General features: G+C 51.5%; 11 protein-coding genes. 8 read left to right on the plus strand and 3 right to left on the minus strand.

What is annotated here, in order from left to right; all coding sequences use genetic code 11:
* The first annotated feature begins 313 nt into the window (after positions 1 to 313).
* The 6 genes from AAF564_00600 (at position 314) to kbl (ending at position 10096) form a co-directional block, all read left to right on the plus strand.
* Positions 314 to 2089, plus strand: coding sequence for a dynamin family protein (locus tag AAF564_00600; protein ID MEM8484008.1), 1776 nt, complete (start codon positions 314 to 316; stop codon positions 2087 to 2089).
* Positions 2090 to 2563: 474 nt separating this feature from the next.
* Positions 2564 to 4012 (plus strand): hypothetical protein, encoded by a 1449-nt coding sequence (locus AAF564_00605; protein ID MEM8484009.1) that lies wholly within the window; start codon positions 2564 to 2566, stop codon positions 4010 to 4012.
* Positions 4013 to 4101: 89 nt separating this feature from the next.
* Complete coding sequence (ribD, locus tag AAF564_00610) at positions 4102 to 5247, plus strand: bifunctional diaminohydroxyphosphoribosylaminopyrimidine deaminase/5-amino-6-(5-phosphoribosylamino)uracil reductase RibD (GenBank protein MEM8484010.1); 1146 nt, start codon at positions 4102 to 4104, stop codon at positions 5245 to 5247.
* Positions 5248 to 5503: 256 nt separating this feature from the next.
* Entirely contained in the window at positions 5504 to 7744 is a 2241-nt protein-coding gene (locus tag AAF564_00615; GenBank protein ID MEM8484011.1) for a M28 family metallopeptidase, read from the plus strand.
* A 181-nt stretch (positions 7745 to 7925) separates the two neighbouring features.
* Positions 7926 to 8873 carry an NAD-dependent epimerase/dehydratase family protein gene (locus tag AAF564_00620; protein ID MEM8484012.1) on the plus strand — a complete coding sequence of 316 codons (948 nt, stop codon included), beginning with the start codon at positions 7926 to 7928 and terminating at the stop codon, positions 8871 to 8873.
* Between the two features lie 35 nt (positions 8874 to 8908).
* Positions 8909 to 10096, plus strand: coding sequence for a glycine C-acetyltransferase (gene kbl, locus AAF564_00625; protein MEM8484013.1), 1188 nt, complete (start codon positions 8909 to 8911; stop codon positions 10094 to 10096).
* 22 nt (positions 10097 to 10118) lie between these two features.
* Here the strand turns inward: kbl and AAF564_00630 are convergent, their stop codons facing one another.
* The 3 genes from AAF564_00630 to AAF564_00640 form a co-directional block, all read right to left on the minus strand.
* The gene (locus tag AAF564_00630; protein ID MEM8484014.1) at positions 10119 to 10379 is read right to left on the minus strand and encodes a hypothetical protein; all 261 of its coding nucleotides are present in this window, start codon (positions 10377 to 10379) and stop codon (positions 10119 to 10121) included.
* Between the two features lie 253 nt (positions 10380 to 10632).
* Complete coding sequence (locus AAF564_00635; protein ID MEM8484015.1) at positions 10633 to 13638, minus strand: response regulator; 3006 nt, start codon at positions 13636 to 13638, stop codon at positions 10633 to 10635.
* A 752-nt stretch (positions 13639 to 14390) separates the two neighbouring features.
* Complete coding sequence (locus AAF564_00640; GenBank protein MEM8484016.1) at positions 14391 to 15221, minus strand: phosphoenolpyruvate hydrolase family protein; 831 nt, start codon at positions 15219 to 15221, stop codon at positions 14391 to 14393.
* A gap of 925 nt (positions 15222 to 16146) precedes the next feature.
* Here AAF564_00640 and AAF564_00645 point away from each other — a divergent pair.
* Positions 16147 to 17052, plus strand: a complete 906-nt coding sequence (locus AAF564_00645; protein ID MEM8484017.1) for an adenylate/guanylate cyclase domain-containing protein — start codon at positions 16147 to 16149, stop codon at positions 17050 to 17052.
* 200 nt (positions 17053 to 17252) lie between these two features.
* Positions 17253 to 20066, plus strand: coding sequence for a T9SS type A sorting domain-containing protein (locus tag AAF564_00650; GenBank protein MEM8484018.1), 2814 nt, complete (start codon positions 17253 to 17255; stop codon positions 20064 to 20066).
* The last annotated feature ends 139 nt before the right edge of the window (positions 20067 to 20205 follow it).

Here is a 20205-nt window from a genome sequence, read left to right on the forward strand (position 1 = left end):
CAAGGTGAGCGTACCTCGTGGGGGCGGATCTACAGACCGCGTCGGGTAGACGAACGGGGCTGTCGAGGTCCTGGTTGTGCAATCAATACCCCTAAAATACACGATTTAGTTACGCCAAATCAAGATTGCCGGCCCAACGTAAGGAATTAGGGTAGATGGGCCGCTCCATTCTTTCTTTTGATCCCACACGGCCCATTGCTATAATTGTCCTTATGTGTGCCTACTTTGCAGAACAAGCAGGTTTTGCACATGGTACGCGTGCGCGACAATCTTTCTCAGGTTTCCCTTTACTATCGTTACATAAAAAAGCATTATGGAAGCATTTGTTGATGCTAAGTACGCACAAATCCTTCAAGCCGAAAAAGATACCCTTGGAAGCCTGAAAACCCTGCTCGAAAAAACAGAGACCGACGAGCAGACCATTAGCCAGCTAAATGACATCATCAACCACCTGGAAACACTCTTCCTGGTCGTGATAGTTGGGGAATTCAATGCCGGCAAATCCAGCGTCCTTAATGCTTTTTTTGGCGCAAAACTGATGGAAGAAGGGCCAATTCCAACCACGGCCAAAGTCACCATCATCAAACATGGTGAGGAAGTGATGGAGCGGCAACTATCTGAGTTTCTTGTCGAAAAACAGATTCCGTCGCCATATCTCCACAACCTGAATCTCGTTGATACACCCGGCACGAATTCGATTGTCACACAGCACCAGGAACTGACGGAGCGTTTTATTCCACGCGCTGACCTTGTGCTGTTTATAACCTCCTTCGACCGCCCATTGTCCGAATCAGAGCGGCAGTTTCTGAGCTATATCCGCGACAGTTGGGGCAAACGGCTGGTGTTTGTGCTGAACAAACTCGACCTTTCGCGTAGCGACGAAATGCTGAACCAGGTGCTCACCCACGTGCGCAGCGGGTGTATGGAGTTGATGGATTTTGAACCGCGCATTTTCCCTATCAGCGCGGAGCAGGCTTTTCGGGCCAAAGAAATGGAAGCCGGCGAAGAAAAAGACGCGCTGTGGGAAGCAAGCCGGTTTGGCGATTTTGAGTCGTTTATCACCGAGCACCTGACCGACACCAACCGGCTTGCGCTCAAATTCAACGCCCCCATCGACGCCGGCACGCGCCTACTCGATGCCCTTGAGGTGCGCATGATGCAGCGCGCCAAAGTCCTCGAACAGGACGAGGCCAATCTCACCGAACTAGACCGCATCCTCAAAGAAGCCCGCGCCACCCTCATCGACGGATATGGCCGGCACATTACCGAAGTAGACAACCTCCTCCTCCAACTCCAGCAGCGTGGTACCCAATTCCTCGACGATACCATCCGAATCAGTAAACTGGGGATGATCAAAGACCGCGACCTGTTCAAGGAAGAATTCTCCCGACAGGTGGTGCGCGATACCGATAAACAGGTAGAAGCACAGGTCACTTCGGCTGTCGACGGACTGCTCAAAAAAGCACTCTCTCTGTGGAATCAAACGCTGACCGAATTTGCCGACCGCGTACGCGCTGTAGCCGGCCCGGGCAATGCATCCGGACGGGGTGACTTTTTCTACAACCGCTCCGAGGTCTTCCACAGCATCATGAAAGAGGCAGATCGCAAAATTGAGACGTATGATCTGAAAGAGGAAGCGCGACGAATCCTCGAAAACTCGCGCAATGCAGCTGCTATGTTTATGGGTGCTGAGGCAGTGGCTGCTGGCATCGGCGCAGTTGCAACGGTAGTTTTCACAGCAACTGCTGTAGACGTTACGGGCGGATTTATCGCCGCCGGCATTGTCGCCCTCGTTGGTCTCATTTTCCTGCCCCGCCAGAAGCGAAAGGCAATTTCAGAATTCAACGACCGCACCACCGCTCTTCGGGAAGACATGAAGAAAGCACTTGTCCAGCAACTCGATGAAGAAGTAGACAGTTCGCTAGCACGCGTCAGCGATACGGTTGCACCTTACGTAAAATTTGTGACCAAGGAACGCCAGTTTGTAGACGAAGTCGCTACAAAAAAGCAGGAGATTTCGGGAGAAATTGATCGGCTTCGGAAAGCGATTGTAGAGAAGGTGGGTGTGGCGGACGTTGAGGAAGGTTGAAGGAATGTAAACTTCGACATTCAAAATTCCTTGTTCGATGTTCGTTATTCCCAAAGGCTGCTAACCTTTTCTCCGTGACATCCTGAGCCGCGCGAAAGGTCTGTGTAAAACAACACCTTCGCGCCTTGCACAGACCCTTCGCGGGGCTCAGGGTGACAGGCGGGAAGTGTCGAGGTAGATCTCCCGCTTTTGCTTTCCCAGCCCCTTGTTGGGGGCCACGATGACATGCGCAGAAGCATTGAGAGACCTCTCGCTTTTGCTTTCCTAGCCCCTTCGCCCGGGCTCAGGCTGGTGTTGAGAGGACCGGGTGCCGAAGTGCAGAAATACGGAAATGGTTAAACACGGAGTGATTATTGAAATACGCCGCAGAATGCTTCCCGGAAACGCGAATGCTGGTTTAGACATCCAATAGGCACTTCTATGCCACGACCACACCCTACATATCTTATTTTATGTAGCATTTTTTGCTTTATAATGCTACAAACGCCTGTTCAGGCGCAGGAGACCATTGTTGTTGGCGGCGAAAATACGCCAGAAAACGTATTGCCAGACACACTGGTCATTCCAGAACCGGAGTTTGAGTTCGACTTTGCAGTCGACCTTGGCATGAGCCGAATCGAAAACTCGGTCGGTAAAAAAGAACAGTTTTTTGCCACAGCGCTAATGCCTGAGTTTTACTATGGCGAGTACAGCGCCGGCTTGCTGCTCAAAATGCACCTCCGCTTGCAAGGAGGCTCTACGCGTAAAGAGGACTATGACTCGTTTAACGATTTCCTCAGCATCATCCGATTTGTTCAATTTGCAGAGAAAGGCGTAGACGGCTACTACGGAAGGTTTGGTGAGCTAGAAGAGACAACGCTTGGGTTCGGGCAGTTCATCAACCTGTTCAACAACTCGATTAGTCTGGATGACCAGAAACGCGGGTTTGAAGTAAATTACCGCACCAAAGATTTTCTCGTTGAAGGCATTTATTCCAACTTGTTAGCCCCTGAGGTATTCGGACTCCGCGGTGCATACTTCCCTTTGACCAGCGACCCTGTTTCCCGGTACAGACTGGTTTCGTTTGGTGTAAGCCTGGCCGGCGACCTCGGCAATAAAGGCACCCTGGTGAATGTCGAAATCCCGGGCGCACCTTTTCTCGTGGATGCATTAACAGACGACAACGGTATCCGCACAGCGGTAGGTAACGACGACGGGAAGTTACTGATGGGCGGCTTTGATGCATCGATGCCCATCTTTCTTTCTCCTACCTCAACCGGACTGGCATACGCTGAAGTCTCCAAGATTTTTGGGCACGGAATGGGCATTGGCGCCGGCATTACAGGCAACTGGGATCTACCCGACGAAGGACTGCGGCTCGAAATTCAGTTTGAACAACGATTCATGGGTAAAGCGTTCATCCCGAACTATTTCAACTCCCTCTACGAGGCCTTGCGCCTGCAAACGCTGGGTATTCCAGTCGATGGCGATGACGATGTGGAAGCGCTCAATACCCGCCGTAATATTCTGACTGCACAAACCAAGCGGCGCTTTGGCTCCTACTTCACCATGGCCTGGCGTTACAAACGCATGTGGAAATTCAGGTGGAGTTTTGAAAACGCGTGGAATGTAAAAGACAGTGCCTGGATTCATGCTGACGTTCGGGTTAAATCACGCGAGCTTCCGGTATACCTTCGCCTGCGCTTCGACCAACTCCGTACAGCTAGCCAGGAAGAGCTTATCACAACGGGCAACAACCTCAATTTCTTCCGGCTTGAAACAGCTGTACGTGTGATGAGCATGTTGATGCTTGGTGTTGGAGTGCGCAACAGTTTTGAAGCAGACTTCCACGAAGGGATTCCGATTGGCTTGAAGAAGCGCCGGCGTATTGAGCCCAAGTTTGTGCTCATTTTCCCGCCCCAAAAGAAAAAACCTGCGGGCTAATCTACAACGAATGCCGGCAAAAGGAGCACAAAAAACGCCGCAAGGCGTGTAAGCTGCGTTGGTAAGTTTTTTCCAGTGGTACACCTTTCATGCCTCCAACCGACCCGGCCCTCAATGCCCACGAAAAGTGGATGGCCAAATGCATTTCGTTGGCAAAACGCGGACAGGGACACGCAAGTCCGAATCCCCTGGTTGGCTCCGTACTTGTTGATGAACAAGGCAACGAACTGGGAGTCGGATGGCACGAGGTCTATGGCAGTGCCCATGCAGAACGGAACGCGGTTGCTGATGCTGAATCAAGGCACAACGCAGCTGCTTTGAAAAAGGCAACCTTGTACGTGAACCTGGAGCCGTGCAGTCACTACGGCAAAACACCTCCCTGTGCAGAGCTTGTAATCGAAAAGCGTATCCCCCGCGTTGTAATTGGGATGGTCGATCCTTCCAAAAAGGTGAGCGGGCGTGGCATCAAAATGCTGCAAGAGGCCGGTGTAGAGGTATGTGTGGGTGTGCTTCAGGCAGCCTGCGAGCGCCTCAACGAACCTTTTACCCAACACCAGCAAACAGGCCGGCCGCTGGTTACCCTAAAAATGGCGCAGACGCTCGACGGGCAAATTGCAACCGCTACGGGTGATTCGCAATGGGTATCAGGAGCAGGCTCGCGCAAGCTTGTACACCACTGGCGTGCCACGCTGGATGCCGTCCTGGTTGGCCGTGGCACGGCCCTGGCAGATAACCCATCGCTTACCGTCCGGCATGTAGACGGCCGGCAACCGTACCGCATCGTGCTCGATCGCACCGGCAGCCTCCCCGCTTCGATGCATTTGTTTTCTGATGAGCATGCTGGCAAAACCATCGCGGTTACGGCCTCAGCTGCCAAGCCGGCTTATGCGAACCAACTGCAGCAAGCTGGTGGTGAGCTTATACACGCACCGGTAACGGATGGCAAACTCAATCTGCTTGAAGTTCTTCAGCTGCTTGGTAAAAGCACCAACCACCGCAAAGGCTTGCAAACTGTCCTCGTCGAAGCCGGCCCCGGACTCGCAACGGCGCTCTTCCAGAAAAATCTCATCGACCGATTCTACCTCTTTATAGCCCCCAAACTGGTTGGCAAAGGCACGCCAACGCTCCACGGGCTCAACATCAACCTGATGAAAGACGCCTACCAGTTTGCAGCATCTGAATGGCAACCTGTTGGAGAAGACATGCTGTTCAAAGGATACCGGCGGGCATTTTAGCGGTTGCTGCAAATTATGGAGCTGCGTTTAATGCCGATTTTCAAGTGCCGAATGCCGGTTGATATTCTTTTTTTACACTAGACGCATACGAAAGCATTGCTACCTGTGCCGTTGTCGTGCAAAATAGCAGCACTGAAAACACGAAAAATCTGAATCTTGCTTCCAACTCTTAATTCGCGTTATTCGGCATTCGACAATCTCCAAAACCTCAAAAATCCGTACCTTCCCCCAACCTTGCCACTATTCGAATACGGTCATGATTTCCCCTCGCATCCTCCCTATAATCTTGCTTGTTAGCCTCTTTGCATTCTCACCGGCACCTATCAACTCCAACGACGATCCCATCCTTGGTTTTAGCGAGGCCGGTGCAATTGCGCAGCGGGCACTTGAAGCAACTTTTGAAGCACAGCTAACAGCTGCCAACCTGCGCGATTGGATGAAAACCCTGACAGCCCGCCCGCACCACGTCGGCTCTGCTTTTACCAAAGAGAAAGTCCAGTTTATGGCGGATAAGTTTGAGTCTTGGGGATACGACGTTGAGATAGAGGAATTTACGGTACTCTTCCCAACACCCAAAGTCCGCATTGTTGAGTTGGTTGCACCTACCCGATACAAAGCAAAACTTACCTTTCCTGAAACAGGCGAAAAAGTGAGCCGGGCCGTAAAAAAGGAAATGCTGCCCGGATACAACGCATTCTCTGCGGATGGCGATGTAACGGCCGAACTGGTTTACGTTAACCAGGGCATCCCGCAAGATTATCAGGACCTCAAACAACGCGGTATTGATGTCGCTGGCAAAATTGTTATTGCACGATACGGCGGCTCCTGGCGTGGCATCAAACCGAAAGTGGCTGCTGAGCACGGCGCCATTGGATGTATCCTGTATTCGGATCCCAAAGACGACGGCTACGTGCGCGGCGATGTGTATCCAATCGGCGCGTTCAAGCCCGGTCATGGTGTCCAGCGTGGCTCCGTAGCAGACATGCCCCAATTCCCCGGCGACCCGCTGACCCCCGGCGTAGGCTCCAAACCCGACACCGAGCGCCTCGAGCTGGCAGAAGCACCAACGCTGATGAAAATACCGGTGCTGCCCATCTCTTACGAAGACGCGCAACCGCTGCTTGCTGCGATTGGTGGACCCGTTGCCCCGGCACGCTGGCGGGGTGGCCTGCCGATCACTTACCACGTTGGCCCTGGGCCGGCAAAGGTACACCTGAAATTGGCTTTCGACTGGAAGCTGGAAACCGCCTACAACGTTGTTGCCCGTATGGAAGGCAGTGAATTCCCCGACCAGTGGATCATGCGAGGCAACCACCATGACGCGTGGGTTTTTGGTGCTGCTGACCCGATCAGCGGCATGGTTTCACTGATGGAGGAGGCGCGTGCCATTGGTGAACTTGTCAAAACAGGCTGGCGCCCCAAACGCACCATCGTTTATGCCGGCTGGGATGCTGAAGAACCCGGATTGCTCGGCTCAACCGAGTGGGTGGAATACCATGCGGAGACGCTGCGCGACAAACTGGCTGTGTACATCAACACCGATGGCAACGGCCGGGGATTCTGGCGCGCCGGCGGCTCCCACAGCCTGGAACGGTTTATCAACGAAGTTGGGCGTGATGTAACGGATCCGCAAACCAAGGTCTCGGTATCCGAGCGAGCCCGGGCATTGCAGGACGTGCGGGGAAACAAAGAAGCGGCAACGCGCAAAGACCTGAGAATTTCTCCCCTGGGCTCCGGTTCTGACTATACCCCTTTCCTACAACATCTCGGCATTGCATCGCTCAATCTGGGTTTTGGCGGCGAAAATGCCGGCGGCGCTTATCACACCGCATTTGATTCGTTCGAATATTACGAGCGCTTCGGAGACCCGGATTTTGCGTACGGCGTAACCCTGGCCAACCTTACAGGCCGGGCGGTGTTACGCTTTGCCAATGCAGACGTGTTGCCCTTCAGCTTTACCGGCTACATCGATAACGTTAAAAAGTACGCCGGCGAAGTAATGCATTTGGCTGAAACGATGCGTGCCAGCACGGAACAGGAGAACGCGCGCATCAACCGCAATGCTTACCAACTGGCCGCTGATCCTACCCGGACCTACATTGCCCCGGTTGCCATGGACCCCGTGCCCTACTTCAACTTTGCACCGTTGCAAAACGCCCTCGCTTCACTGGAAGAGGCAGCGCATCAATACGACGCAGCAATGGCTGCCCATGGTGCTGAACTTCCACTAGCAAAAGCAGCAGCAGTAAATGAACTGATGATGGTCATGGAGCAGCAAATGACCCGAAAGGAAGGCTTGCCGCGCCGGCCCTGGTTCAAACATCAAATTTACGCGCCCGGCTTTTACACGGGATATGGCGTCAAAACGCTGCCGGGTGTCCGGGAAGCCCTTGAGCAGCGAAACTGGGACGAAGCAGCTGAACAAATCGAAATTATTTCCGACGTGCTGAACCGTGTAACGGAATCGCTGTATGAGGCAACGACAATTATGAATTAGGGGTTTGCTTCCAAGACATCAACGGGGTCTTTACCTACAAACAACTCGCGGAAGCATGAAAAAACGGAGCTACAAAAAACTAGTCTGCTCCTTTTTCAAACATCCTTTAAAAGACTTAGCAGTGAAAAGTGTACCTTGACTGGAAGCGGTTCCAAACAAGACTATTCCTTTTCGATAATACATGGCAAAATTTTTAATCACCGGTGCCAACGGGCAGATTGGTAGCGATTTGGTCGCCAGGTTGCGCGACATGCACGGTGCAGACAATGTGGTTGGCTCCGACCTTAGATTGCCGGCGTCTCCCCAGGCTGGCCCCCACGAAATTGCAGATGTGACAAACCTCGATCAGCTCCGCGAGCTCATCACCAACTACAACATCGACACCATCTACCACCTGGCCAGTATTCTCTCCGTAACAGGAGAAAAACATCCGGATCTCGCGTGGCAGGTGAACATGAACGGGCTCAAGCACATTCTCGATCTTGCGGCGGCCCATAACTGTAAAGTATTCTGGCCGAGCTCGATTGCCGTTTTTGGACCAACAACGCCGCGCAACCATACGCCACAGCGTACGGTTCTCGAGCCGCAAACGATTTATGGCATCACAAAAAGTGCCGGCGAATTACTGTGTAATTATTACCATCAGCACTTTGATGTAGATGTGCGAAGCCTCCGCTATCCTGGGCTGATCAGCTATTCGGCTCCACCAGGAGGTGGGACTACCGATTTTAGCATAGACATGCTACGGGCCGCTGCAGCCGGCAAAGCCTATGCCTGCTTTGTAGGACCGAAAACGCGATTGCCGATGATGTACATGCCCGATGCCGTAAATGCTGCGCTTGTACTGATGCACGCCGCACCGGAAGACATTCGCACGCGTACCAGCTACAATGTCACCGCTGTTAGTTTCTCTGCCGAAGAACTGGCCGCTGAAATCAAAAAAGTCATACCAGGCTTCGAATGTACCTACGCACCAGACTTCCGTCAGGAAATTGCTGATTCGTGGCCGTCTACCCTGAATGACAGCGAGGCCCGTACCGATTGGAACTGGCAACCGGAATTTACCCTTGACGCCATGGTTGCCGACATGCTCATGCATCTCCAACAACCCAGTAAAGTTGTATCTTAGTTGCCGCGTACACCACCTCAACAAAACCAAACCCAATGACAAACGTCGCTACCGATTTCTACCAGGCTACCCTAAACGAAATCAAAGACTCCGGGCTCTATAAAGACGAGCGCATCATTGTATCTCAGCAAGATGCAGAAATTGCCGTTCAGTCCGGACAGCAAGTGATCAACTTTTGTGCAAACAATTACCTCGGTCTGGCAAATCACCCTGCCTTAATTAAGGCAGCCCAGGACGGCGTGGCAAAATATGGGTTTGGCCTGGCATCCGTCAGGTTTATTTGTGGCACACAAAACATCCACAAAGAGCTGGAAGAAGCGGTCTCCAGGTTTCTCCAGACAGAAGACACCATTTTATATACTTCGTGTTTTGACGCCAATGCCGGCCTCTTCGAAACCATACTTGGCAAGGAAGACGCAATCATCAGTGACCAGTTAAACCACGCGAGCATCATCGACGGCATCCGACTGTGTAAAGCCCAGCGGCACCGGTTTGCGCATGATGACATGGAAGATCTGGAGCGTATTCTCAAAGAGACGCAAGACGCCAAAATTCGTATGATCGCAACGGATGGGGTTTTCAGTATGGATGGCGATATTGCCCGGCTGGAAATGATCTGTGATTTGGCAGACAAATATGATGCGCTCGTCATGGTAGATGACAGCCACGCAACAGGATTCCTTGGCAAAACGGGCCGTGGGTCGATTGATCACTGTGGTGTCATGGGACGGGTTGATGTGGTCACCAGCACGCTTGGCAAAGCACTTGGCGGCGCTTCAGGAGGTTTTACGTCGGGTAAAAAAGAAATTATCGAGCTGTTGCGACAGCGCTCAAGGCCCTATCTGTTTTCGAATACGGTTGCGCCGGCCATTGTTACTGCTGCGTTGAAAGTATTGGAAATGCTGAGCGCCACAACAGAGCTACGCGATCGCCTCGAAGAGAACACAATGTACTTCCGGGAGCAGATGACAGCAGCCGGCTTTAAAATTCGCCCGGGTACCCACCCGATTGCGCCTATTATGTTGTACGACGCCAAACTGGCGCAGAACATGGCCAGCGATCTCCTTGAAGAAGGGATCTATGTCATCGGCTTCAGCTATCCGGTTGTGCCTAAAGGGCAGGCGCGTATTCGCGTGCAGATTTCAGCTGCCCACACCCGTGAACACCTTGACCGCGCCATTGCCGCGTTCACCAAGGTTGGCAAACGGCTCGGCGTTATATAAGCAGGACCGCAGCTATAAAGTGCTAGGCAGCGTGACGCTTTGTGCGACGGCCTGCTGGCATTTTGCGGACTACATCCTGGTAGAGATCCTGCAGGTATACATCGTACGCTTCCTGAGAAGCAGGCTCGAGAAACCCAAGGCCTTCGCAAGCCGGGCATTCTGTAGCTGTGAAGGAAAGCTGGTCGATCATTTCACCCAATCCGTCACAATGCAGGCAGTCACAGTGCTGGATATGCATGTCTGACACGCTGCCGTTTCGCGTTCTGATAGATACTTGTTGCATGATTTATGGTGTTTTTGATGGAACTACCACAAGTTATGGATAGGGGGCGACAACCCAATGTCACATGTTACATGCACATATGTTCAGAGTGAAGAGTGAAGAGTGAAGAGTGAAGAGTGAAGAGAACGACCCTTCGAAATTCGGCGTTCCTTGTTCGGTGTTCGATATTCAATGCGGCATGCCCGTCTTCCAGAGGTCCTTTGCAGGGCTCAGGAAGTCATGGATGGGCACACATAGCATCCCTGAAATTTGCCTAGTTGCCGGCTGCCATGCCTGAACTGGCCACGGAGCGTGCGGTGGTACTGCGCTGCAGTGCTTCTTTGAGGCTCTGGGCGGTGAATGGTTTGCTGAGGTAATCGTTCATGCCGGCTTTGATGCAGCGCTCTCGGTCGCTGTTCATCGCGCGGGCGGTAAAGGCAACGATATACGGTTGGGGCCGGCCTTGCAGTACCTCGCGAATCCGTTTTGTGGCAATCAAACCATCCATCTCCGGCATCTGGATATCCATGAGGATGACATCATAGTCTTCCTCAGCAACAGCAAGCACGGCGTCATGCCCGTTGGTAACAACAGAAACCTGGTGCCCCATGTCAGAAAGCAGATGCTGGACAAGCTTCTCATTTGTCTCCTCATCTTCTGCAATGAGCACTTTTAGTTTCCCATTGGTACGCTTTGGTGCAATTGCCGGGCGCGGTTCTGTAGCCGTATCTGTCGCCAAATCTGTAACTATTTCGACAGCTGCATCCGTTACTGTATCGTCAGACATGTCTGACGTCAAATCGTTGATCACTTCGTTACCCAGGTCAGCACCTAGCGACGACTCAATGGAATCATCGCCACTTAAGAGGTCGCGCATGAGCGCGAGGATTTGTGCTTTTCGAATTGGTTTTACGAGGTATTGCACACCAAGCCGGCGTGCTAAATGACTGTCTTCCTTGCTGCCAAATACCACAATTGGCAATTCCGTTTTTGAGCGAATCATCCTCACTTTTTGCGGCAACTCGATGTTATGCCGCGGATGCAATTCACAATCAATCAGCACTGCCTTAAACTGAGAGCCTGAACGCACCCATTCAAACGCCTCCTCAGGATCAGCAGTGTTTTCGGTCGTAATACCCAGGTTATTGATTTCCCGAACAAGCGCCTGGCGCGTACTATGGTTGTCTACCACAAGCAGAATATCGGACGCCATCCAGTCGTATGATTCCAACTGCACAACCTCAGCCGGCGCTTCTTCCGGTACATCCAGCAGGGCTGTGGCATGAAACGTCGACCCCTGACCTGGTTCACTTTCCGCCCATACTTTACCCCCCATTAACTCTGATAACTTGCGGCAAATGGCGAGGCCCAATCCGGTGCCCCCAAAGCGGCGCGTAGTTGAAGCGTCAGCCTGGGTAAAGAACTCAAATATCTCTTTCAAGTCTTCCTGCGATATCCCGATGCCAGTATCCCGCACAGAAAAGTGCAGGCGGTACTGCGTATCGGCAATCCGCGCCGAACGGACACTCACCTCTACTTCACCTTGTTGGGTGAACTTGACCGCGTTGGATACAAGGTTCACCAAAATCTGGCGCAGTCGCGTCTCATCACCTACAAATGCATTGGGAACAGCGGGATCAATGTGGTACCATAACCGAATGCCCTTCATTGTTGCACGCGGAATGAGTAATCCTAGCGAATCGTTGAGTAACTCCCGAACCTCAAGTGGCTGCTCGTCGAGCTCCATGTGCCCGGATTCGATTTTGGAGAAATCCAGAATGTCGTTGAGCAGGTTGAGCAGGCGCTTGCCGTTCTCCTGGATGGTGACGGCAAAATCGCGCTGTGTCGGATCCAGGTCTGTTTCCAGCAAAATATCTGCATACCCGAGGATACCACTCATTGGCGTGCGAATTTCGTGGCTCATATTTGCCAGAAACTCGCTTTTGGCGCGCGTGGCTGCTTCTGCATGATCACGGGCTTCATTGAGTTCGCTTACGGTCAGCGCAAGTTCTTCGGCGTGGCTTTCAAGCTCACTCTTCGTTGCTTCCAGATCGCGGGTGTAGCTCTCAAGCTGACGCTGCGTTTGCTTTAACTCGGTGATATCCCGACCAACAGACTGAAACTCGATGACATTCCCATCATTGTCGAGAATCGGGTGGTCCCGCCACAACTGCCAGGCTTTGCTGCCATCCTGGAGAAGGATTTCGCGCTCATATTGCACAGCTTGTGGATCAATGAGCAGGCTGGCAATCTGTTCACGGGCAAGTTTACGCGTGCCTTCGGGCAAGAACCCGAGAAAGCTTTGTCCGATGAGTTCATCGCGTTCCCGGTTGAAATATTTGCAATACGCATCATTGACAAACGTGAGCGTTGTATCCGGGTTAAAATGACAAACAAACTCTATTTGGTTATCAACCACTTTGCGGTAGCGCGCCTCAGAATGAACGAGGTCTTCTTCCATGCTGCGCTTGTCCGTAATATCGATACATGTGCCGATATAGCCGGCAAACATGCCATCTTCCGAACGCGGTGCCCCCGAATCGAGAATCCAGCGATAGGTGCCATCAGCTCGCTTGAGCCGATATTCTACGGTAAATGGTTTTTGGGCCTCAAAGGCTTCATTGTATGCCTTCTGATAGGCCGGCAAGTCTTCAGGATGCAGCTGTTGTGTCCAGCCAAAGCCATGCTCCTGGTTGGCAGTTCTTCCGGTGAAATTGAGCCAGACAGTGTTGAAGTAGAGGTATTCTTTGTCGGTACCTGACATCCAGATCAGCGCCGGGGCGTAATCGGCTACTACGCGAAACAACCGCTCACTTTCGCGCAGTTCGCGCGTCTGAATTTCTTGTTCGCGGAGTTCGAGCTGTAATTCTTCATTCACGCGAGTGAACTTGATCCGTTCATTGTGCGTGCGCTCTTCGATGAGGGTATTGAGTCGTTTCTCACGCCGCGTAACGTGCTTCATCACACGTTTATCTTTAAGGGCAGTAAGTGCAATCGCCCAGATTCCCACAAGGGATACAGCACGTTCCCCAAAAAACTCCCAATACAGATTGGCCCCATGGTGCCACCAATAGCCAAACAGCATCATACTACTGCATAGAATGGCTAGTAATATGGTGAGATGGCGCCCAGGCAACCAAAGCATTACAATAACAATAGCGAGGTAAGGCACGCCGCCTAGATTAAGGGCAGGGTTAGCGATATCGAGGAGGCAGTAAATGCCAGACAACAATATGCCAATAAATCCGAGCCCTAACTCGCGAGGTTCATTCCCTTTCATACGGCGAGTTCGCGATGCAATCAGGATTGCACCAGTAAATTCGAGTTACGAGAACATGGGGGGCTCAGCGTAAAATTACACCGTAAGTACAGTGGGTAACGGCAGCAAGGCCGTACCGGGTACAGGTTGAACAGCAGCTTTAGCCTTTCCTGTGCTGTCCGTTAAGGGTTATCCGTTCCTTTGGGTGATGTTCTTCGTTTAGTCTGTAGAGCGAGCAGGTGCGAGTGTCTTTCAGCGACAATACGACGCGCTGTGCGAGTTAAAGACTATTTCCTGCAAGGGGTAACATGAAGCAGAAGGCTTCGATCATCAAACTATTCGTAACACGGAATACGCTTCTAGGAAAAGAAAACGGCACGGATAACGTGTATCGTACACAAGTAAGCGAAAAGAAAAGCGTGTACTGATACGGTTGATATGCTTGCGCCGGCGCGTCAAAGAAAAGCAACATGCGCCGACATTTAATCAAAATACAATATCTGCCGGCGCAATTTGCAACCGAATGGTTGCTGAAATGCGTCAAATTTGTCACGAACAGGAGATCTTCGGCCCCGGGTTACATAAGATGTCACTTAAGTCCGTCAATAGTTACCCGATACCATTCAGTGCACATTTCTTACAGAGGACGGAGGCCAACACAGTGGGGTATGGCCTCCGTCCGGCACTTCTTTTTTTCAAGAAAGGCTGGAATTTTTTTCTATTAATCAAATAATAGTATAATTCCTGCAAATATCGGCAGCTTACACCAAGGGTTAAGCAAAACGGATTTCTTTAAATGCATGCATCTGCCGGGTTATGGCAATTTCGGTGGGCAAACGCTCCATACTCGATGCGCCGTAGAATCCATGCACGTGCTGCGTCCGGTGTAACACATAGGCTGCATCCTCTGGCATAGCGATTGGACCGCCGTGGCACAATACGATAACATCCTCTCTCACACTTCGCGCGGCATCAGCAATTGCCTGCACCCGTACCACAGCTTCATCAAGTGTGAGGGCTGTGGATGCACCAATTGATCCTTTTGTTGTAAGGCCCATATGGGCAACCACGATATCTGCGCCCGCACCAGCCATTTGTTCTGCCTCTTCCGGATTGAAAGCGTAGGGCGTAGTCAGGAGGTCCAGTGTATGCGCCTCGCGTATCATATCGACTTCCAGGCTATATCCCATGCCCGTCTCTTCCAGATTTGCGCGAAAAACTCCATCGATGAGTCCGACCGTGGGAAAATTCTGGACCCCGGCAAAACCTACCGCCTGTACCTCGCGCAAAAAGCGGGGCATCTGACGGAAGGGATCCGTGCCGCAGACGCCGGCAAGCACTGGCGTCTGTCGTACAACGGTTAGCACTTCTTTGGCCATGTCCATCACTATCGCATTTGCATCGCCGTAAGGCAGCAAGCCGGCAAGCGAACCTCTACCAGCCATTCTGAAGCGACCCGAATTGTAAATTATTATCAGATCGATGCCGCCCTCCTCTTCAAATTTGGCGGTTATACCAGTGCCGGCCCCGCCACCGATAATGGGAATACCATCAGCAATAAGCGATCTGAGATGGCGGAGTATTGTTTTGCGTTCAACAGACATAGTACATATAACTTGAGCGTTTACCAGGAATACGGGGTAACAAGGCAATCATCAAAACAGATCGCCACATTAAATAAGCATTAAATTGGTGCCGGTACAGATGACATTGGGACAAAATTACGGCATTCAGTTTTTTTTTAACAATATCCAAAGCACCCGGCCCCAGAGCTGAGAGCGCCGGCGAGTGGGTGATGTTGCACAGCCATCAATTGAAAGTTCTGGTACGCAGCGCTCCACGGCCTGCAGCCATAATATTTCTTCGAAGTCAATAAACGAGATTGGTTTCTAAATCTAATGCCCCATCATAACAGACCATGTCCTACCCTCACCCGACAGCTGTGCTTTCGCCATTTTGCTTAAGTATAGGAAAAAAGGAGACATAGCTCCTGCAATTATGCGCCAGAACCGGATTTCCTGGCATAGATTTTCTTCCTAATATAGGGTTACCCCTTCGCTCAAATGCGCCGGCCCTGAAGGCGTAATACCCACCAATATTGTTATGAAGAAGTCCCTTTTGACGCGCACGCTCGGCGCGTTCTGTTTTGCATCCGCGGTACTACTTTTTTTGTTTATCTGGCTTAACTCACGGTTTCCTGCGATATAGCTTGAAATAAACGATCACCTTTTCCTATTATCCCTAAGTCAGGGAAAGGACACGCGATCTTCGCCAGCCACTGTCTTCTGTCACGATAGTATACAAGGTGTTGCAACCTTGTTTTCGTTGCCCCTCATATGTTTGGCTGGTTACCGTATCGTTCGGCTTTTGCACCGTTTCACTGCAAAAGTTGGTGCCGGCTTTCTCATAAGAATCCACTGGAACCGCATCTAAAACATGACGTTGGCTTAATAGTGCGAACGCATATCTTACCCTCTCAATGTTTGCTATCATTCACTGTAAGTCCACGCTACAGGCCAAGTATCTGTGATGTCGTACGAGAAGACTAAACTGGCCATCATATTCGCGGATATCAGCAAAAGTACGCAGCTTTTTGAAGCGTACGGCAACATTCGTGCGCGTGATATTGTGAGTCACACCCTTTCCATTCTATCCAAAATCACGGTGGAATACGAAGGGGTTGTCATCAAAACTATTGGTGACGAAGTGATGTGTACCTTCGACGTGCTTGACAAAGCCATCGACGCCGCCCTCCGCATGCCCCAGGCAGTCCATGAAGACACGGAGCTTGCCGACATGGGGATCACCATCAAAGTCGGCCTGCATTACGGTGACGTCCTTCAGGAGAAAAATGATGTATACGGCGATGCGGTAAATGTCGCAGCTCGTATGGTCCAGCAAGCGCGTCCAGACCAAATTATTACCACCAAGGAGACGGTCAATTTCCTCCCTGTTTACCAGCATTCCAGCCTGCGGAGCCTCGGAACTGTCCAGGTACGCGGCAAGCAGGAAGACATTGAGATTTTCGAACTGATCTGGCAGCCAGACACAACGGACTTGACCATTATGCACGGTCAGATGCCGCTACGCCAGGAAGGCCCCAAAGCCAGCCTGATTCTGCGCTATGCCAACAAGGATTTCCGTCTCGAAAAAAACATCCTCCCCTTCCTCATGGGTCGGGGTGAAAAGAACAACCTCGTTGTGCGCGATCAGAGCGTATCTCGCACCCATGCCAGCATCGAGTACCGCCGAGGCAAGTTTGTGTTAATCGACCGTAGCACAAATGGCACCTTCCTCCAAATAAACAACGAAGAGCTGGTATTCCTGCACAGAGATCAAATGCATCTCCGCCGGGAAGGCATCATTCTGCTGGGCCAGGATGGCAGTGAAAGCGGAACGGAAGCCATCCACTTCCTGTGTGCTGACAAAGACTAAGCTACCCTTTTTCTACTTGTGTATCCCCTGCTGTATGGCTTTATTCCATATGGATTTTGATGGGTGGTGTCGTTTTTACAGTGTAATGTGCGTTTAGTCAGGGTGGGCGAGCAAGGTGTTTAGGTTATTTAGACAGGAACCCACCTGCTGGTTTTCCTTATGCCCATCTACGGTATTCATCATTCCCAGGTGTGTCTTCCATGAGTTCCCTCTCTGATAACCCATTTCGTAGTTTGGCCACTTTGGTGCCGGCTGCCTGCCTTGCCCTACTGTTTTGCGTTACGCCAGTTGCACACGGGCAAAGCACCACACAGATAACCGTGGATGCCTTGCAGCAAAAACTCCCGGCAGCGCGCCTGGGCAAATTTGAAGCCTTACAAAAACCACATCGTCTGGCATCCATTCAGGGATCATCTGCAAAAAAAGCCCTGTCACCAAGCGAAATACGGTACCACAACCGGACCGCCCAACATTATTTAGATAGGTTAAATAAACGGCTTACAGACAAAGCCGGCCGATTTGAACAACTTACATCGCAAACTTCGTCGATGGCCCGCGCCAATGAGCAGGACTCACTTGCACTGGTTGCATTATACAACAGCACCAACGGCGCCTCCTGGACCAGTAAATCAGGCTGGCTAACTGGCGCGCTTGCCACATGGGAAGGTGTGACACTCGACGCAAACGGCTATGTTAGCGAATTGAACCTGGAAAACAACAACCTGAACGGCACCATTCCCGCTGAACTCCTGGACCTAGTGGACCTCCTCTTCCTGAACCTGTCCGACAACATGTTGCGAGGCAATATACCGGACAATATCAACCTGCTTTCCAGATTACAAGTCCTCGACCTCAGCTTTAACATGCTCGATGGTCCAATCCCGTCTTCTATTGGCGAGATGGGTGATATGCTGATCCTGGTTCTCTGGGGCAACAGCCTGAACGGTGAAATCCCATCCTCTATCGGCAACCTCTCTTTTCTCGAAGAACTCTGGCTTTTTGAAAATGAACTCGAAGGTAGCATCCCCCCCGAACTGGGTAACCTACAAAACTTGAATCGCCTTTATCTCGACCAAAACCGATTGACGGGTGATATCCCGGTTACCCTTGGGCAGTTATCTACAATGGTCGAGTTATTTATTGACTTCAATACCCTTTCCGGTAACATTCCTGAAACGCTGGGCAATCTGGAAAACCTGGAAGTCATGTATTTGGGTAATAATCCGTTAAGCGGCGAAATTCCAGAATCACTGACCAACCTGAGAAGCCTCAAAGTATTTTCCATTGCCAATGCCGGCATCTCAGGAGAAATACCGGTGCCCATCAACAATATTTTCGGATTGAACCAGCTGGATCTATCAAACAACCAGGTGTCCGGCGAACTCCCCCAAACCTTAAATGGCCTGGTAAACCTGACAAGACTGGAATTAACCAACAACCTGCTCACCGGGGCCATACCAGCCAACCTTGGATTCAGCATGCCGAATCTGTTTTCATTGGGTCTTGGCAACAACCAACTGACGGGTAACATTCCGACGTCGCTGGGCTTTTTGCCGCGCATGCAGATCATGGACCTTAGCGAAAATGAGCTCGATGGCCCCATTCCCGGCCTAAACTCCTCTGCCCAACTCCGCAGCCTGTTTCTGAACGATAACCAGCTCTCAGGTGATATTGCACAGGGACAAATGGATGCATTGGGCCTGCTCGGTGTACTCGACCTCTCGAATAACAATTTGGACGGCGAGCTACCGCGCAGCCTTGGTGGTTACGTTATTATGGAAGAGCTATACCTTGATGGCAACAATTTCACAGGCGCTCTGCCGGCCACATTGCCAAATCTTCAAAACTTGTTTGCATTTAGTGTATTCGAAAATCAATTGTCCGGCCCTGTCCCCGGCTTTCTTGGGGACATCCCGGGTCTGTTTTTGCTCGACCTCGGCGCCAACGCTTTTTCGGGCACCATTCCCGCTTCTTTGGGCAGGCTGGAAGGACTGACCTTTTTGTTGCTCGACCTGAATAACCTGACGGGACAATTGCCGTCAACCTTCAGCAATACAACAAGCCTGCGCGGCATCACGATGGCCGGTAATGCAATCAGTGGCTTACCAGATTTATCAGCCCTGTCTATTTTGGAGATCGTAGAGGTAGAACTTAACAGGATGTCGTTCGAAGATATTGAGCACTTGCAGTCGCTCAACCTGAATACCCTCCGCTACGTCCCCCAACGCGATGTTTATCCCATTGTCGACGAAGCAGCCGGCATAACAAGATACGAGGTTGACATCGCCGGCTCAGCCAACAGCTACCAGTGGTACCGCAACAACACACCCATCAGCGGCGCAACCAGTGCCATTCTCGAACTAGACAACACCGGCAACCAGGGATCCGACGAGATCCTGGCAGAAATCACCAACAGTTTGGTGAGCGATCTTGTGATGGCCACCATTCCGGCCCGCACAGATGCTGCAATGGAATCGCTAACCATCATACCCGACATGCCCATCCTGGAAGCCGGCGAAACCATGCAGTTTTTTGCTATTGCAACGGACCAGTTCGACAACCAGCGCCGCTTCTCAAGCACATGGACCGGCGCTGGCGGCACAATCGATGCTACAGGCACGTTCACTGCCGGCGGATCTGATGGGTTCTATGACGTGACTGCCACGGATGAAACGGGCACCTTTTCAGCCACAACCACACTGGAAATCACGGGAGGTGTCCCTGTTAACGTAGAATCTCCAACAGCGTCAACAGCAGCAATTGTGCACGCTGCCTATCCCAATCCATTCCGCGGCAGTACACAGATAGCCTTTGAACTGGGAGAAACAGCGCAAGTCCATATTGAAGTTTATGACATGCTGGGGCGAGAAATGGTCACGGTTGTTGAACAACGGCTGCCGGCCGGATCACATATGTACAAGGTTGATACGGCTAACTGGGTTTCAGGTGTCTACCTGTATCGTATGACAGCAGGTGCTAACTCCGAAACCCGCTCGATTGTAAAACTGCCGTAAAACGCTAGAAATATCCCAAATCCTGTCAACCTGCTTAAGGATCTCATCCATCGTCCGATAATAAACACAGAATGTTGCTGCCCCCCGGCAGCTTGAAGAGACCCCTATTTTCGGATCTTGCAAGCAAAACACGGTCTAA

Source organism: Bacteroidota bacterium (genome assembly GCA_039111535.1).
In the GTDB taxonomy this organism is placed as follows: domain Bacteria; phylum Bacteroidota; class Rhodothermia; order Rhodothermales; family JAHQVL01; genus JBCCIM01.

Coding starts and splice junctions, on each gene's coding strand:
- AAF564_00600 (MEM8484008.1), top strand. CDS start 314: ATGGAAGCATTTGTTGATGCTAAGTACGCACAAATCCTTCAAGCCGAA.
- AAF564_00605 (MEM8484009.1), top strand. CDS start 2,564: ATGCTACAAACGCCTGTTCAGGCGCAGGAGACCATTGTTGTTGGCGGC.
- ribD (MEM8484010.1), top strand. CDS start 4,102: ATGCCTCCAACCGACCCGGCCCTCAATGCCCACGAAAAGTGGATGGCC.
- AAF564_00615 (MEM8484011.1), top strand. CDS start 5,504: ATGATTTCCCCTCGCATCCTCCCTATAATCTTGCTTGTTAGCCTCTTT.
- AAF564_00620 (MEM8484012.1), top strand. CDS start 7,926: ATGGCAAAATTTTTAATCACCGGTGCCAACGGGCAGATTGGTAGCGAT.
- kbl (MEM8484013.1), top strand. CDS start 8,909: ATGACAAACGTCGCTACCGATTTCTACCAGGCTACCCTAAACGAAATC.
- AAF564_00630 (MEM8484014.1), bottom strand. CDS start 10,379: ATGCAACAAGTATCTATCAGAACGCGAAACGGCAGCGTGTCAGACATG.
- AAF564_00635 (MEM8484015.1), bottom strand. CDS start 13,638: ATGAAAGGGAATGAACCTCGCGAGTTAGGGCTCGGATTTATTGGCATA.
- AAF564_00640 (MEM8484016.1), bottom strand. CDS start 15,221: ATGTCTGTTGAACGCAAAACAATACTCCGCCATCTCAGATCGCTTATT.
- AAF564_00645 (MEM8484017.1), top strand. CDS start 16,147: ATGTCGTACGAGAAGACTAAACTGGCCATCATATTCGCGGATATCAGC.
- AAF564_00650 (MEM8484018.1), top strand. CDS start 17,253: ATGAGTTCCCTCTCTGATAACCCATTTCGTAGTTTGGCCACTTTGGTG.